Here is a 15,391-nt window from a genome sequence, read left to right on the forward strand (position 1 = left end):
GATGCACCTTACTTGCTCTCCATTTTTGGACACCATACCTAATTTACCACTATTTGAGCCTTAACTGAACCGTATTGGCTCATGGACTTGCCAACCTTAGTTGACTGGATTTGATTTATTGTTGTTTTTTCAGTTTGTAAAAAGCATTCCTTTTGATGGATGAACAATCGTACATTCACTTGTTAACTTGAAAGGCTCAAAGACTTCATGCTGAGGTTTATCGGCAAAATTGCGTTTCACAATAAACAAAACAAACAAAAAATATGCAATTATTAAAGCTATTTGTGCAAGGAATCAGCGTCAGCACAATTGCAATTTTGGGTTTAGGTGCTTGCAACCCGTCAAATAATTCACAGACAACTGTTCCATCTACTTCTGCTCCCACAACTGCCACTGGAAATACGACGGTTCCAACGGCTTCTGCGCCTGCAACCACGACCGCACAGACGCCTCAGAATCAAGACATTGACGATATTGCCGATCGCGTAGAAGAGGCCTTAGACTCCGATGGCACCCTCAAGCAATTCGATTTGGACGCAGAGGAGCGGGATAATTCGATTGTGTTAACAGGGCGCGTTCAAACGGCAGAACAAAAAGCTTTGGCAGAACAAATTGCTCGGCAAACTGCACCGAATATTTCGCTCAATAACCAAATCGTCATTCAGTAGTTCCTAACAGTGAAGTGGCAAGAGCATTTGGCGCTTGTTGCCACTTAAAATATTGCGCGATCGCAGTGAGGAAACCTATGGATTTGGCAACCTTATTTGACTAGACCTCTTGCAAAAATAAATAGGACGGGCAAGATGCCCGTCCCACAAAAAAAAATAACTCTTGTGGGATGGGCATCTTGCCCGTCCCATCAATTGATGAAAAGGATTTTTGCAAGAGGTCTACTGGATGCGATCGCAATATTGACACCATAGCCTCATTCAACGATCTCGTAACGGACTAACTGGCGAACATTTTGACGTGATAACTGGAGTTCTTGCGCGATCGCTGCCTCTATCTGGGTTGCGTCAGTCATTGGCAATTCTAATTCCAATCGCTTCAAAATGGGTTCTGCTGTTTCTACCGCAACCTGGGTTGTTCCTTGTTTTCGGTTAATCACCGCGTTGATCAGCAATATATTGACAGACACCGTTGCTTTAAGCTGGGTATCTGCCTGAAGTTTATTCTTTGCGATCTGGGGTTGTTGTAATTCTTGAGCCATTAGGAAACTGGAACCAACCCAAAACGCGATCGCCACAAACGGCAATGGCAACCAAAACTCTGCGCCTGATGCTTTTAGCCAACGTTTAGTAACCTGCCACATAAATTTTTTACCCCACCCCAACCCTCCCCTTACCAAGGGGAGGGAGTAAGAAATTCACAAATGATTTAGGATTGCTATATTTGCACTTTAGTGGAGTTACCGCTCTGCTGAAATCCTACTAAAGGACGATGCGTCAAATGTTTCAGTTCGATAAGAACACCGCTCAGCGATGTGGGCTCAACAAAATTACAGCGGTTCCAATCAGGGAAATTGTAACACCCAGCAAGTCCCACTTATCTGGCTTAACTCCTTCAATGAGCCATAACCAAACCAGAGATGCAAGAATGTAAATACCTCCATAGGCAGCATATACTCTTCCAGCGTTTGAGGCATTGACTTGAGTTAGAGAAAGCGCAAAACTGATTAAAGCTAAAATGCCTGGAACAACCCACAAAATGCTCTTTTCAAGTCTCACCCAGGCCCAGAAAGCGTAACACCCAGAGATTTCTCCTAGAGCCGCAAATAGAAAAAAAGCAAGTGTTGGCATTTTTAGATTCATGCTTAAAATAGATAAATTTCATCAGCCGATCGATGTTTATCAACCAAATTAAAGAAATATATGAGAATCTTACTTGTGGAGGACGACCCAAAGCAACTAATGCCACTTCAAACAGTGCTGTCTCAAGCAGGACATAGCGTGGATGGGGTAAAAGATGGAGAGACGGCACAGTGGCTGTTATCAGAAAAAGAATATGATTTGTTGATTTTGGACTGGATGTTGCCACATATCACTGGGGTAAATCTCTGCCGTCAATATCGAGCAGCAGGGAAAACAGCGCCGATTTTGATGATCACCGCAAGAGACACCACGCCTGAAAAAGTGACCGGGTTAGACGCAGGTGCAGATGATTACCTGGTGAAACCGATCGATTTGGTTGAATTCATGGCACGAGTGCGGGCATTAAGACGGCGATCGCCCCTTTGGCAAGGAGATACGCTCAGCCTTGAGGATCTGCACCTCCACCTCGATACTCTTACTGTTGAGCGACAAGGTGCAACCGTTTCCCTCTCCAGTCGCGAGTTTCAGTTGTTGGAGTATTTTATGCGTCATCCCCGGCAAGTTTTGACTCGGAATCAGATTGAACAAGGCGTGTGGGAATGGGGGACTGAACCAGAGAGCAATGCGATTACTGTTCTAGTTCGCAAACTCCGCCAACGCTTGCAGGCTGTAGGAGTATCAGACTGGATTGAGAGCATTTACGGCATGGGTTATCGCCTCACTTCCCCCGAAAAGCAACGATCGTGAAGGCAAGTCATCAGAAAAGTGGGTAGAAACCTCGTCCTTTTAGGACGGCTTTATATTACAATATAATTGGTCAACGACCCACCCGAGACGATGGATCAAACAGCCTATACGAGCGAAGTTCAGCCTTGTGCTGGCGGCTTTCGCAAAATCGGTAGACCGGGAAAAGAGGATAGGGCAATGGTAAACATCCCTAGAATCAAAACGAAGAAGAATTCCGTTTGGTATTCGACAGGTAAAAACCGCAGGGCTTGCGGGGTTAGTCTGTGGAGCGAACATAAGACCAAATCTCTTTTAGGGTAGAGGCAGTTGCGAAGAAGCAGAAATTCAAATCGTGAGGTTTGGGAATCCCCGTACCTTCAGCTCGGGGTGGATGTCAAGTTTAATCAAAGTCGTCGCAATCTGGCTCGTTGGTTCACCCTGTCAATGGGAAGCATTCTCGTGCTGTTTGCTGGGGCGATCTATCAGATTGAGGTGAAAGATAAACTAGAGGCGCTCGATCGACTGCTATATGACAAAAGCAGAATCATGGCTGCCAGCGTGCATTATGAAGTTCGCCACAACCAGAACCAGGTCGATCTGAGTCATGTTTCCTTGTTAGGTAGTGGTTCGCATCCCCTTGCTGAAGATCTGATTTACGTGCGCTGGTATAACGCACAAGGGCGGCTAGTTCGTTTTTTTGGGAATTCTCCTCCCGAGCAGTTAAATACGCCCTTTGGTTATCTCACAGTTCGATCGACCGATCCACTTTTGGGAAAAGGAATCTGGCTGCGTCAGGTGACATTACCCGTTGAAGGTAGAACAGGGGTACTCGGTTATCTTCAGGTTGCAACTCCCCTGACAGAAACTCAAAACAGGCTCACTGAGCTTCAGATTGTGCTAACTCTCGCTGTCCCGCTGACACTGGGCTTAATTGCCCTCACAGGTTGGTTTCTCAGTGGGCTGGCCATGCAACCGATTCGGCAAGCCTATCAGCAGCTTCAGCGCTTTACAGCCGATGCCTCTCACGAGTTGCGATCGCCCCTGTCTGCCATTCTTACTAATGCCCAGCTTGGGTTGCTCATGGCGGCTGATGATTCACATTACCATCCTCCCTTAGAAAACATTGTAGATAGCGCAAAATCAATGGGAGCGCTCGTGAATAATTTACTGCTGTTAGCTCGTCATCAGGGGCGACTTGCGCCGGAATCGCTCAGGTTAATCAATCTCAACGAGCTCCTCAGCAATTTAGCAACCCAGTTTCTCGCACTTGCAGAAGCCCAAAATATCAAACTCACCTGCGAATCACCGGAACAACGGATTGAATTATTGGCTGACCCTGATTTGCTGCGGCAAGTAGTCGAAAACTTGCTTTACAACGCCTGTAAATATACTCCCGTTGGCGGAACTGTAAAGATACGGCTAGTTCTTCATTCCTATTTGGCAGTCATTCAGATAATCGATACGGGAATCGGTATTCCAGAAGCGGACTTACCCTATATTTTCGATCGCTTCTATCGAGTAGACACCGAGCGATCGCAGGAGAGCGGAGGCTTTGGGCTGGGGTTAGCGATCGTCCAACAAATTGTCAACGCACACAGCGGACAAATACAGGTGACGAGTGCAGTGGGCCTCGGCTCAACGTTCCAGGTTGAACTGCCGCTCAAACCTTATCACTAAGCCGCCTCAAGGAAGAGAAATGCTTGTAGTATGTAGTTCTATAATGTTTGTTTTTGAGGTGACAATAAATCCTGTAGGTATTAATTGGTGAAGCCGGAATGATGCGGCTGGGGTTAGCCCAACAGTTATTAAAAGTCGGGAACAGCATTGCGATGGTTGACACATACCAGCTTGCCTTTGGCTTTGCCCGTTAAAAAATAGAGTTCTCAACGGGTAATTTAACGGATAAACTTGCTTTCCTCATAGAAATTGACAGATTAACTACGGTTTTAGTCTAGAGGACACGGTTCGCTCTGTTGTAGACGTAACCGCAATTCATGTGATGTATTTGGATGAATGCCGATGAAGCTGAAACAGCATTTCTGGGTTGGTTGGGCGATCGCCGCGATCGTCATTATTACCTCTTGTTCCGACCCAACTACCTCACAAAGGCAACAACCTGATACAAAACGTGAAACCTCACTCAGAGCAGTCACGTTAGATAAAACAAAAGTTGTGATGGGACAAACCGTATATGTCCCTATTTACTCGCATATTTATCACTACAATAGCCAGGATCAAGTCATGAATTTGTCAGCCACCCTCAGTATCCGCAATACGGATCTGACAAATTCGATTATTATTACTTCCGTGCGTTACTACGATACTGATGGGAAATTGATTAGGCAGGACATTAAGAGTCCAGTAGAACTAAAGCCGCTTGCTTCCACAGACTTTTTCATTGCAGCAGATGATACAAGTGGAGGCTCAGGTGCAAACTTTATTGTGGAGTGGGTTGCAGAAAAAACGGTTTATGAGCCTGTCATTGAAGCTGTCATGATTAGTACCTCTTCTTCTCAGGGCATTTCATTTGTCAGTCCCGCTAAAGTTCTCAAAAAACACAGGATACCAAACTGATTTTAGAGGATTCAATTATTTGTTTACAAGGAAGTTGGGTACTATCCTATAAGTAATTGAGCGATTGCTAGCAAAAAGTTGTATTTTGTGGCGTTGCTTAATCAGGGTATGAAAAAAATAACTTGAAAATCGCGAATTTTGGTGAATACTGGTTTCTATGACTTGCTGATTTAGCCTTTCATACCCTAAATCAGCAACGCCGGAAAAATTTTCTAAAGTGTGAGAAGAGGTATAATATATATTGCGTGGTGCAAACATTCAAAAAATAAAATTTAAAATCAGAAATTTAAAATCTAAAGTCGAATGAGTTACTGCCTAAATCCCAACTGTTCCAAGCCACAAAACCCTCCCGCAGCCAAAATTTGCCGAAACTGCCGTTCAAAACTGCTGCTGCGCGATCGCTACCGGGCTATAAAGGCGATCGGACAAGGGGGTTTTGGTAGAACATTCCTCGCCGTTGACGAAGACAAACCCTCAAAACCCCGCTGCGTCATCAAGCAATTTTTACCCCCAGAAACCCCACTCATCCCATCAGCAAGCAATCGCAACAGCAAAAAAGCAGCCGAACTTTTTGAACAAGAAGCAATGCGATTAGACGAATTGGGCAAACATCCTCAAATTCCAGAACTCTTAGCCTATTCCATCCAAGACAGCAGACAATATGTAGTCCAAGAATTTATCGACGGGCAAAATTTAGCACAAATTGTAGAAACAGAAGGCACATTTACAGAAAATAAAATTCAAGACTTACTCAAGAGCTTATTACCCGTCCTTCACTTCATCCATTCCCACAACGTTATTCACCGAGACATCAAACCCGGGAACATCATCCGCCGCGCTGATAAACAATTAGTTATAGTGGACTTTGGGGCCGCAAAAATTGCCACAGGTACGGCTTTACTCAAAACAGGAACTAGCATCGGCAGCCCCGAATACATCGCCCCCGAACAAGCTAGAGGCAAAGCATTTTTTACCAGCGATTTGTACAGTTTAGGCGTAACCTGCCTGTATTTGCTAACTCAAGTTTCGCCTTTTGACCTGTTCGATCCTGGCGAGGATGCCTGGATATGGCGCCAGTATTTGGCCCACAACCCAGTCAGCGAGCACCTAGGGAAAATTTTAGATAAAATGATTGCAAATGCTACCAACCGCCGCTATCAAACGGCTGTTGAAGTATTAAAAGAAATTAATCCCCAATCGGCGATCGATCTAGCAATTCCTCAAACAAATTCCAAGTTAGTTAAACCAGGAAAAACTCCCGCCCAGCCCCAACAGCAAACCTATAACTGGCAATGTCTTCACACCCTGACAGGTCACAAAAACTTAATTTACTCTGTGGCTTTCAGCCCCAACGGAGAAGTTGTAGCCAGCGGCAGCGATGACAAAACAATCAAGCTGTGGGGAGTTGAAGACGGGCAAGAAATTGTCACCCTCACAGGACACGCTAACTCAGTTTATACAGTAGCTTTTAGCCCGGACGGACAGATGCTAGCCAGCAGCAGCCACGACAAAACTGTCAAACTTTGGCGGATGAAAGATGGACAAGAAATGCGTACTCTGATCGGTCACACTAACTCAGTTTACGGCGCAGCTTTCAGTCCCGATGGCGAAATTATTGCTAGCAGCAGTTGGGACAAAACAATCAAGATTTGGCGAGTCAAAGACGGGCAAGAAATTCGCACCCTTGCGGGTCACACTAATTTAGTTTATTTTGTTGCTTTTAGCCCGGATGGGGAAACTCTTGCTAGTTGCAGTTGGGACAGAACAATCAAGATTTGGCGAGTTAAAGATGGGAATCTAATTCGCACAATTACAGGTCCTACAGACTCCGTTCGCTGCATAGCTTTTAGTCCCAATGGAGAGTTTTTGGCTAGCGGCAGCCATGACAATACTATTAAAATTTGGTGGGTCAAAGATTGGCAAGAAGTTTTAACTATCACAGGACATTCTTGGTATGTTGATTCTATTGCTTTTAGTCCCGATGGCGAGATTCTGGCTAGCAGCAGCAATCAAACTATCAAGATTTGGCGAGTGAAAGACGGTCAAGAAATTTGTAATATTGGGGGTCATACTAACTCGGTCTATTCGGTTAATTTTAGCCCGGAAGGAGAGTTTTTGGCTAGCGGCAGCAGTGACAAAACTATTAAGATTTGGCAGAACACCATGTTTGTTTGATTAGCCACAATCAAAATTGTTTGTAATCCTTGGGCGGGACCAGGTTTATGAGAATTGTTGGTTTTAGGCAATTATTGTTGGTGGTGAAGCTGCCCCTACAGGAATTACGATCGATTCACCGGACACGATATGATTCAACGGTTCTCCCTTTCAATTTTCCGTCGCAACTCTCGAATTATTGTACTTGTATGGCGAGCGCGCGACATTTGCCAGCATTCCTCCACAATTTCTGATACATTAAAATTGGGGAAATAACGGCTAACTGAACTTTCGACATACCGATCGTTTTGCAAGTCGTAAATTCGGAGCTTATTTTTCTTAAACAGCCACACTTCCGGCACTTGATAAGGCAAGTAATCATCTAAATCCGTGTAGCTAGTTACGTCTACTTCGATTACTAGATCGGGCGGCGGTTCAACACCCCAAGCAATCCGATCTTTACCAAGAATTGCCGCGCAATTATCGATATAAAAACAATAATCTGGTTCAATCCCTCTTACCTCCGGCAAATCCATCGTAATTGGCGTAAACGCTTCATAATCTCTGCCCAAGTAATCTAGCAGAACTATTGCCACAATTGCGATAACATGAGCTTGTTTTCCGTGTACGGGTAAAGGGGACATTAACAAAATCTCTCCTGGTCGATATTTGATGCGCGGAATCTGACGATCGCCCAATTGTGCTACAAGTGCTTGGTAGTCCTGCCAACTACCAGGCAACCTTACAACTGTTCCTGGTGGCAACTGAATTTTTTCTGGCGTGACGACTGCGAACATAAAATTTATACCTCCTGACTGAGGATGTGTGTTTTAAACAACTAAAAGCTATTTATCCATCTATCTGCTTCACTACCTCCAAGGCTAACCCTACCACCTCTGCAATTTGCTCATCCTTCAATCCCAACTGTCGTAATTTACCAACCATTTCAATTTTAACTTGATTCGTGCTGTCCTGATAGTCAGGAGTCGCAGGCTGACTTTTATCTGGGGTAGGAGTGGGTTTTTCTGAGCAGGTCTTGATATAGTTAATGGTGTTGCTATTACCATCAATATTATTACTATTATTTAAAGCAATCTTTATAGTTGATTGCCGTTTTAGGACAGATTTAAGATTACGTTTATCCACGGGTTCGCCGAAAACATCAGATAACATTTGCAAAAGCTTGTACCCTACATCCTTAGCATGACCCGCAGTACAGCCGTAAGTATCTGCAATATCAGAATACTTTTGTCGATTCAGTATTCCCTCGATAATTTTACGCTGCAAGTCATTGAGATGTTTGCCTGTATTCGCGCTGATAACTTCATCTACAAATTCCAAGATATGGGCAGTGTCCATCAGTAGGGGTGTCAGAGAGCTAGAGTTAGTCTAGCCGACTTTATCCGTCTTTATCCGTCTTTATCCGCCTTTATCCAAATTTTATAAATACCCGTCTTTTTCCGTCTTTTTTCTCTTTTCAGTTTTCGGCGATCGGTCTATGATACGGAAGAGGTAAAAAGCATCTTCGCTAGAGCAAGTCGCTGCGAACTTAATTCCGCTTCTCAACCGAGAGCGATCGGGAGAAAAATTATGTCGGTGTTCGATCAGCGCAGTCAGAAAGTAAACTACCAATACAATGATGCTGGAGATATCAATTTTGCAACAGTTCAAAATCAAGCACACCTTGTTAACGAGCTAGAGAATCTCAATTCTGAGATAACAAAAGCTGGAAATGCTCAAGTTATTGATGCGGAGATTGTTACAGATGTTCAATATCAAATTCAGAAAGCTGTTGACCAGTCTAAAAAGCCTGAGCCAAACAAGAATACAATTGTAGAACATCTCATTCAGGCTAAAGATTTTCTAAAAAATATCGCTGAAGTAGGTGGAATTGTTGCTGGTATTGTAAAGGCTATTGAATTAGTTCAGCAATTGTTTTAGAATCTGAAAGCTTGCACGGTGGATCAATGTGTAGAAACTAGGGACAACTCTATAACAGCTAGTTATTGCAAATTCATGACAAACTTTAATCAGCAAGACCAAAATACAAATCATCAAATTAACCAAGTAATTACTCGACAAATCGTCACTAATAACTTTAATGTTAACGATGAGTTAGTCGAAAATTTTGTAGAGAGCATTGCTGGTCTCCTCCCTCTTAATGCTGATCCACAAGTTAAGAAATCTTTGATACTTCAAGTAGTTATTGAATGTGAAAAGAGCGGACTTTTGCCACTTTCTTCTGCCGAGTTATTGTTAATTTTTAATAAACTAAGTACACTAAGCTTACAAGAATTTAATAGGCTACTATCTTCTGATAACAAGTATAAGAAACTGAAAAATCGTCTCGGCTGGTTTATTCTTGGTGGAACTGGTGTTGCTGGTGCTACTGGGGTTGGGGTCACAGCAGTGCACTACCAGAAAGTCATTGAGGATCTGAAATCCAATGACGAGTTATATAAACCAGGTCGAGAACCTGATCCACCTAGTTACCTAACTGAGCCAGATGACCCAGAACGATTGCCAATAAATCGAGAACCCTATCTACCTAGTTTCGATCCCACTAAGTCAAATAACTTAGGACAATCTCTCAGAATAATTTCTAGACTTGGTAATGATTTCCTTTCTACACCATCTCCTCCTCCTGGTGGTGGAGGTGGCGATAGTAGTCTCCCAAGTCAGTCTCACGATCAAGTAGTTGACAATATAATTGAAGGAAATCTTGAGGCAAGGGTTAGTGATGCCGTGGACTTGGGTAGCTCTTTTAGTAGTCTCCCAAGTCAGCCTCACGATCAAGTAGTTGACAATATAATTGAAGGAAATCTTGAGGCAAGGGTTAGTGATGCCGTGGACTTGGGTAGCTCTTTTAGCGGAGGAATACCAGAACCTCAAACAAGTGGTTCAGATGGAGTTGCTGATTGTGGTGACATTCCTGACTGCGGCGATTGTGGTGACATTCCTGACTGCGGCGATTGTGGTGACATTCCTGACTGCGGCGATTGTGGAGGCTGTGAACCTAGTTGCGGTTGCTTCATTGCTACTGCTGTTTATGGCAGCTATGATGCACCACAGGTAGTTAGTTTAAGGCGTTTTAGAGACAAAAAACTGATGTCATACTCAATAGGGCGATTGTTTATTGCAGCATATTATCAACTGTCCCCGCCTTTAGCTCAATGGCTTAAAAATTCTCCACATTTTGCGAAACCTGTACGTCAAATTCTGGATCGATTAATATTTATTTTAGATAACAAATGATAAGTTTTCTATGTTTCTTAAATTTACTATACCGAAACTTTTTATCAGCGAAACTCTATAATCTATCTCAAAAGCAGAGTTCTGCTAACACAAAGGCAAAGCGTAAAGGTATTATCACAAGATTTCTGTGGTTAGTTGCGCCACTGGTGCGCCTCATAGACAAATTAGGCTTGCGATTCTTGCTTGATTACGTTTCTATTCAAGCCATTCAGAGCTATCAAAAACATCTATCGCCTCACAAAGGCTTTTCCTGTGCACACAGGAGACTTCACGGTGCTGAGTCTTGCTCAGAATACTTCCGGAAAACTGTCGGAACTTATGGCTTATCAAAAGCAATTCCCCTCTTTGAGCAACGACTGATAGATTGCAAACTTGCTAACGCAACGTTAAAGGCGAAACGTCTGAGTAAAAACACACAAATAAAGTGGGAGCGTTAAGAGATCGGGTATGGCATAACCACTAATAGTCTAACACATTGTTTTTCTAACATTTTGACAAACAAACACGAGAAAATAGAATAACTCACTACGATCAAAATAACGAAAGTGTTAACCGCGATCGCGCTTCCTCCACCTCTTCAACAACTCCGGTGTCACCAAACCTTGCGGAAAAAATATTGTACCCAAAACAATCAGCACCCCAAAAATAATTAACCGCCCATCCCGCAGAAATTGTGCCAACCAAATCGGCAATCCCTGAATAGTCGCCATTCCCCTCAAAACCTCCGGCAAAGCAGTAAACACCATCCCACCCAAAACTGCTCCCAGAAAACTTCTGCTACCACCTATCAACACAGAAGTCAAGTAAATAATACTAGCATCAAAAGTACCTTGACGCGCGTTCCAAGTATTCAGGAAATGGGCACTAACTGCACCCACAACACCAGCTAAAACAGCACCTAACGTGAAAGCCAGAACCTTATAAAAAGTTGGGTTAATGCCGATTGCATCAGCCGCCAACTCATCAGCGCGGATTGCAGCAAAAGCGCGCCCCACCCGAATCCGTTCCAGCCGATACACAATCGCCATACTTACCAAAAGTAAAGGTAATACAATCCACAAATACTCGATCGGTGTCCCAAACGGTTGCGGAATCCCAAAAATGCCCACAGCCCCGCCAGTGATATCTAGATTCAGCGATAAAACCCGCAAAATTTCCACAAAAGCAATAGTTGCGATCGCCAAATAAATCCCACTTAACCGCAGCGCCGGAATTCCCACTAAAATACCCAGCAACCCCGAAACAGCCCCTGCAATTATCATCTCCAATAACAGCAGTGGCAGCGGAAATAAACCGCCCGTCGTTTGAAACACTGTTGTAGACAAAATCGCCGCAATATACCCACCCAAAGCATAAAAGCCAGGACTAGCCAAAGACAACTGTCCAGTCATTAAAGGCAAATACAGGGACATTCCCAACATTGCACCCAGCAACATCGAGACAATCAGAAACCCATAAGTAGTAAAAAATGTAGCCATTTGATTTTAGATATTTTAGATTAGAAGTTATTAATGAAAATCTGGTTAGCTTGGTTTCCAATTTGGATTTATTAAGCTAGTCTGAATATGGTCTTCCCACCGACCATTTATCAACAAATAGTCTCTAGCGTAACCTTCTACCACAAATCCCAATCTTTTAAGGAGATTGCCGCTACGCTGATTGTGAGGCATATAATTTGCCATAATGCGATGTAAATTTAACTCTTCAAAAACATATTGAATTGCAATTCTCACAGCTTCCGTCATATAACCTTTACCTTGTTGCGCTTCTGCCAGATTATATCCCAAAAAGCAGAAATGACCGGCACCTCGTACAAAATTATCAAAATTAACGTTACCGACAATATACTCAGGATTAGCCTTCTCAAAAACCCACACTTTTAAAGATTTGTCAGACTTAAAGCCTTGGAAATCTTTCTCTACTTGTTTTTCCCAATAAGTGTTAGTTAAAAAATCCTCCGCCCAGTGTCGGTGCCAGGGAGTAAAAAACCTTTGATTGTCTCTGTAAAATTTAATAATTTCACAAATATCGTCTTGATTGGCTAATCGTAAAAAAAGGCGCTCGCTTAGTATTAATGGAACTTCCGAATTCATCAAATTGCCTCTGAGGTATGAATAAATTTTCTAGGTACGTATGTAAAACTCCACAACAGTTTATACGGGCTGGTTTAGCTATAGTCTTTGCTGGAAACCCATTGTTCATTCTCAAAACCGCCCTGCCTTATTAGATGTCTTGCAAATAATACTACACCTTTTGAATCAAACGCCGTCCAAACAAACCCTGCGGTCTAACCAATAGCATAATAAACAATATGGCAAAAGCAACAGCATCCTTATAAGCCGAAAAATCTCCCGGTACAAAAGCCTCCACCAAACCAATTATAAAACCTCCCAAAACTGCCCCAGGAATACTTCCCAACCCACCAAGCACAATCACCGCCAAACCTTTCAAACCAAAAGCAATACCAAAATACGGCCCAGCAATACTCACACTCGAACCCACCAAACTCCCCGCCAAACCCGCCAGAAAACTGCTCACAAAAAACGTCAACACAATGTATCTATCAGTATCAATACCCAATAAACTAGAAGTAGTCGCATCTTCTGCCACAGCCTGCATTGCTTTGCCAAATTTAGTAAAATTTATTAAGTAAGTTAAAACAGCTACAATCGCTACAGATACCGCAAAAATTACTATTTGAACAGTACGAATCGGAATTGGTTTATCCGCACTCCCGAAGTTAATGGCTGCCGGTAAATAGCCGTAAGTGTTAGCAGGAAAAGTGTAAATTTCCGCACCGACCAGATATTGGATGATATTGGCGATCGCTACAGCTACACCCAAACTAGAAACCACAGTCAGCAGAGGATCCGAGTGTCGTCGGCGCAAAGGTAAAAAAGCAACTCTTTCAACTATTACTCCTACCAAACCAGCCATGACACTTCCCAAAATTAACGCCACAGCAAAAGGCAACTGCACCGGAATTCGAGCGTTAGCCCACAACCCATTAAAACCGAAAGCCCCTCCCATCAGGGCATAAGTGAAATAAGCACCCAAAGTAAATACGGCACCGTGAGCAAAATTAATAATTCCCAAAATAGAAAAGACCAGCGTGTATCCCAGGGCAAAAATAGCATACACGCTGCCGATCGACAAACCATTCAAAAATTGTTGCAAAAACAGAGTTAAGTCCATAACCACTTAAGAAGTGAGCATCACACCAAAATTCTTCAACAACAAATACGTCCGCGATTTTCCCTCTTCCCTCTTACTTCTTTGGTCTTCCTGACACCTGTTACATCCGTTACATCTGTTACAAAAGCAGTGGACGAACTTCCCTCTCCCCTCATTTCAAAAACTCAAACTTACCATTATTGCCATCTGCCTCCATCTTAATCCGTGCCACATAAAACTCTTTCTGATTAATCTCACCTTCAGGGGTAAAAGAAATTTCCCCCAAAGGCGTGTCATACTTTCCACGCAACAACTGCTGATTCAAATTTGTACGCAACTCTGCTAAAGGCTTTTCGCTAACCTTAGACTGAGCATTAAGTGCCTTTAATGACTCAACAAAAACTTGTACGCCAGTAAAAGCCTGAGCGCTAAACTGAGGCGGTTCTTTCTTAAATTGAGCGCGATAAGCCTCGCGAAAAGCCTTATTAACTTCATTTTCATATTCCGGGCTGTAGGCTTGGGCAATCAAAACTCCATCACAGAGTGCTTTACAAACAGGAAATAAATTAGAAGTATTCAGACCATTGCCGCCAATTATCGCGCCTTTGTAACCCAACTCCCGCAATTGCTTAATTAAATTGCCTCCATCGGCGGCCAACCCGGAAATAATTATCAAATCGGGGTTGACATTTATTGCGTTAGTAGCTTGAGATTGGAAATCTGTATCAGTAGTCAAGAATTTTTGGACTGTTGCCAATTCCAGCCCCATATCTTTAACAGTTGTCTGAAAAGTTTCAGTCTCAGATTTGCTAAAAGCATCATTCTGAGCAAAAAACACGGCTACTTTCTTAATATTGGGATTTTGCTTCAGTGCAGCTTTCACCGCATTAGGTGCTACCACGGCCACAGGCGCGGAGACTCTGGCCACATAATCGCCAATCTGGGGAATGCCTTTAGCGGTGTTGGAGGGTCCGAGTACGGGTACTTTTGCGCGATCGGCGATCGGATCGGCACTAAAAGCTTGCTGCGAGAGAGTTGGCCCCACAATACCTACCACCTTATCCTGATTGATCAGAGTATTGAAGGCATTGATTGTCCCTTGTTCATCTCCACCAGTATCTTGGAACACCAGTCTAATCGGCGTCCCATCCACACCGCCCTTATCGTTGAAATACTTCAGAGCAATTTTCGCGCCAGCCACCTGTTCCTGACCGAGCAAAGCCACATTGCTAGTTTGCGCCACCCCAACCCCAACGGGAATAGCGGTAGAGTTCCCCGCAGCCGAACCCTCTGACGAAGTTGCTGGAGATGCCGAAGTACCTGTAGATACGGTAGTTGATGTCTGGGGAGTGTTCGTCTGACTGCAAGCGCTCAGCAGTAAAGCGCAGGTAACGAACAAGGCAGTAGGGCGAGCGGCAGGTTTTTTCATAAGCGGGCGATCGAACACATATATATAGACCATCTCTATATAGAACATCTATATGTGCAAATATTCTACCGATTCGCTGAAGAGTCCCGGCCCAAAGCGTATTTCCAGGGCCAAAAAGCAAACCCAAGCCCTAAAGAGGAGTCAGGTTTCGGATAGCCGAGCGGTGAAGGACAGCCGAAACCCTTGTTGTGTATAGGTTCAAAAAAAAGTCAAAAATATTTTCGCAAAACGCTTGACAACCCTGGGGAGAGTTGATACATTAATAAAG

16 protein-coding genes are annotated in these 15,391 nt (G+C 43.6%); 8 read left to right on the top strand and 8 right to left on the bottom strand.

From position 1 onward, the window contains the following. The first annotated feature begins 263 nt into the window (after positions 1 to 263). Positions 264 to 668, top strand: coding sequence for a BON domain-containing protein (locus QUB14_RS26485; protein ID WP_333220919.1), 405 nt, complete (start codon positions 264 to 266; stop codon positions 666 to 668). A gap of 257 nt (positions 669 to 925) precedes the next feature. On the opposite strand, the gene QUB14_RS26490 is transcribed toward QUB14_RS26485, so the two are convergent. Then, entirely contained in the window at positions 926 to 1,312 is a 387-nt protein-coding gene (locus QUB14_RS26490) for a hypothetical protein (protein WP_333039132.1), read from the bottom strand. A 163-nt stretch (positions 1,313 to 1,475) separates the two neighbouring features. Next, positions 1,476 to 1,799, bottom strand: coding sequence for a YnfA family protein (locus QUB14_RS26495; protein WP_333220917.1), 324 nt, complete (start codon positions 1,797 to 1,799; stop codon positions 1,476 to 1,478). Between the two features lie 72 nt (positions 1,800 to 1,871). Here QUB14_RS26495 and rppA point away from each other — a divergent pair, with 72 nt between their 5' ends. The 4 genes from rppA to QUB14_RS26515 all read left to right on the top strand — a co-directional run bounded on the left by rppA (position 1,872) and on the right by QUB14_RS26515 (position 7,286). After that, positions 1,872 to 2,558, top strand: a complete 687-nt coding sequence (gene rppA, locus QUB14_RS26500) for a two-component system response regulator RppA (protein WP_333220915.1) — start codon at positions 1,872 to 1,874, stop codon at positions 2,556 to 2,558. A gap of 366 nt (positions 2,559 to 2,924) precedes the next feature. After that, positions 2,925 to 4,214: a HAMP domain-containing sensor histidine kinase gene (locus tag QUB14_RS26505; RefSeq protein ID WP_333220913.1), complete on the top strand. Its 1,290-nt coding sequence runs from the start codon at positions 2,925 to 2,927 to the stop codon at positions 4,212 to 4,214. A 342-nt stretch (positions 4,215 to 4,556) separates the two neighbouring features. Then, on the top strand, positions 4,557 to 5,111 hold the full coding sequence (locus tag QUB14_RS26510) for a DUF3124 domain-containing protein (protein WP_333220911.1): 555 nt from the start codon (positions 4,557 to 4,559) through the stop codon (positions 5,109 to 5,111). 303 nt (positions 5,112 to 5,414) lie between these two features. Continuing rightward, positions 5,415 to 7,286: a serine/threonine-protein kinase gene (locus QUB14_RS26515; RefSeq protein WP_333220909.1), complete on the top strand. Its 1,872-nt coding sequence runs from the start codon at positions 5,415 to 5,417 to the stop codon at positions 7,284 to 7,286. Between the two features lie 134 nt (positions 7,287 to 7,420). Here the strand turns inward: QUB14_RS26515 and QUB14_RS26520 are convergent, their stop codons facing one another. Together QUB14_RS26520 and QUB14_RS26525 are read right to left on the bottom strand one after the other, a co-directional pair. Then, positions 7,421 to 8,062 carry a Uma2 family endonuclease gene (locus tag QUB14_RS26520; protein WP_333220907.1) on the bottom strand — a complete coding sequence of 214 codons (642 nt, stop codon included), beginning with the start codon at positions 8,060 to 8,062 and terminating at the stop codon, positions 7,421 to 7,423. A gap of 52 nt (positions 8,063 to 8,114) precedes the next feature. Further along, entirely contained in the window at positions 8,115 to 8,624 is a 510-nt protein-coding gene (locus tag QUB14_RS26525) for a hypothetical protein (RefSeq protein WP_333220905.1), read from the bottom strand. Between the two features lie 237 nt (positions 8,625 to 8,861). Here QUB14_RS26525 and QUB14_RS26530 point away from each other — a divergent pair, with 237 nt between their 5' ends. The 3 genes from QUB14_RS26530 (at position 8,862) to yidD (ending at position 10,957) form a co-directional block, all read left to right on the top strand. Further along, positions 8,862 to 9,206: a hypothetical protein gene (locus QUB14_RS26530; RefSeq protein WP_333220903.1), complete on the top strand. Its 345-nt coding sequence runs from the start codon at positions 8,862 to 8,864 to the stop codon at positions 9,204 to 9,206. Between the two features lie 75 nt (positions 9,207 to 9,281). Further along, positions 9,282 to 10,520, top strand: coding sequence for a CFI-box-CTERM domain-containing protein (locus QUB14_RS26535; protein WP_333220901.1), 1,239 nt, complete (start codon positions 9,282 to 9,284; stop codon positions 10,518 to 10,520). Beyond that, positions 10,517 to 10,957 (top strand): membrane protein insertion efficiency factor YidD, encoded by a 441-nt coding sequence (gene yidD / locus QUB14_RS26540; RefSeq protein ID WP_333220899.1) that lies wholly within the window; start codon positions 10,517 to 10,519, stop codon positions 10,955 to 10,957. The genes QUB14_RS26535 and yidD overlap by 4 nt, the downstream gene beginning before the upstream one ends. A gap of 111 nt (positions 10,958 to 11,068) precedes the next feature. Here the strand turns inward: yidD and QUB14_RS26545 are convergent, their stop codons facing one another. The 4 genes from QUB14_RS26545 to QUB14_RS26560 all read right to left on the bottom strand — a co-directional run bounded on the left by QUB14_RS26545 (position 11,069) and on the right by QUB14_RS26560 (position 15,123). Continuing rightward, on the bottom strand, positions 11,069 to 11,998 hold the full coding sequence (locus QUB14_RS26545) for a branched-chain amino acid ABC transporter permease (protein ID WP_333220897.1): 930 nt from the start codon (positions 11,996 to 11,998) through the stop codon (positions 11,069 to 11,071). 45 nt (positions 11,999 to 12,043) lie between these two features. After that, a complete protein-coding gene (locus tag QUB14_RS26550; protein ID WP_333220895.1) occupies positions 12,044 to 12,613 on the bottom strand; it encodes a GNAT family N-acetyltransferase in 570 nt (189 codons plus the stop codon). Positions 12,614 to 12,764: 151 nt separating this feature from the next. Then, the gene (locus QUB14_RS26555) at positions 12,765 to 13,715 is read right to left on the bottom strand and encodes a branched-chain amino acid ABC transporter permease (protein ID WP_333220893.1); all 951 of its coding nucleotides are present in this window, start codon (positions 13,713 to 13,715) and stop codon (positions 12,765 to 12,767) included. A 151-nt stretch (positions 13,716 to 13,866) separates the two neighbouring features. After that, positions 13,867 to 15,123 carry an ABC transporter substrate-binding protein gene (locus tag QUB14_RS26560; protein ID WP_333220891.1) on the bottom strand — a complete coding sequence of 419 codons (1,257 nt, stop codon included), beginning with the start codon at positions 15,121 to 15,123 and terminating at the stop codon, positions 13,867 to 13,869. Positions 15,124 to 15,391: the final 268 nt, after the last annotated feature.

This window comes from Microcoleus sp. B3-D2 (assembly GCF_036705345.1).
Taxonomy (GTDB): Bacteria; Cyanobacteriota; Cyanobacteriia; order Cyanobacteriales; family Microcoleaceae; genus Microcoleus.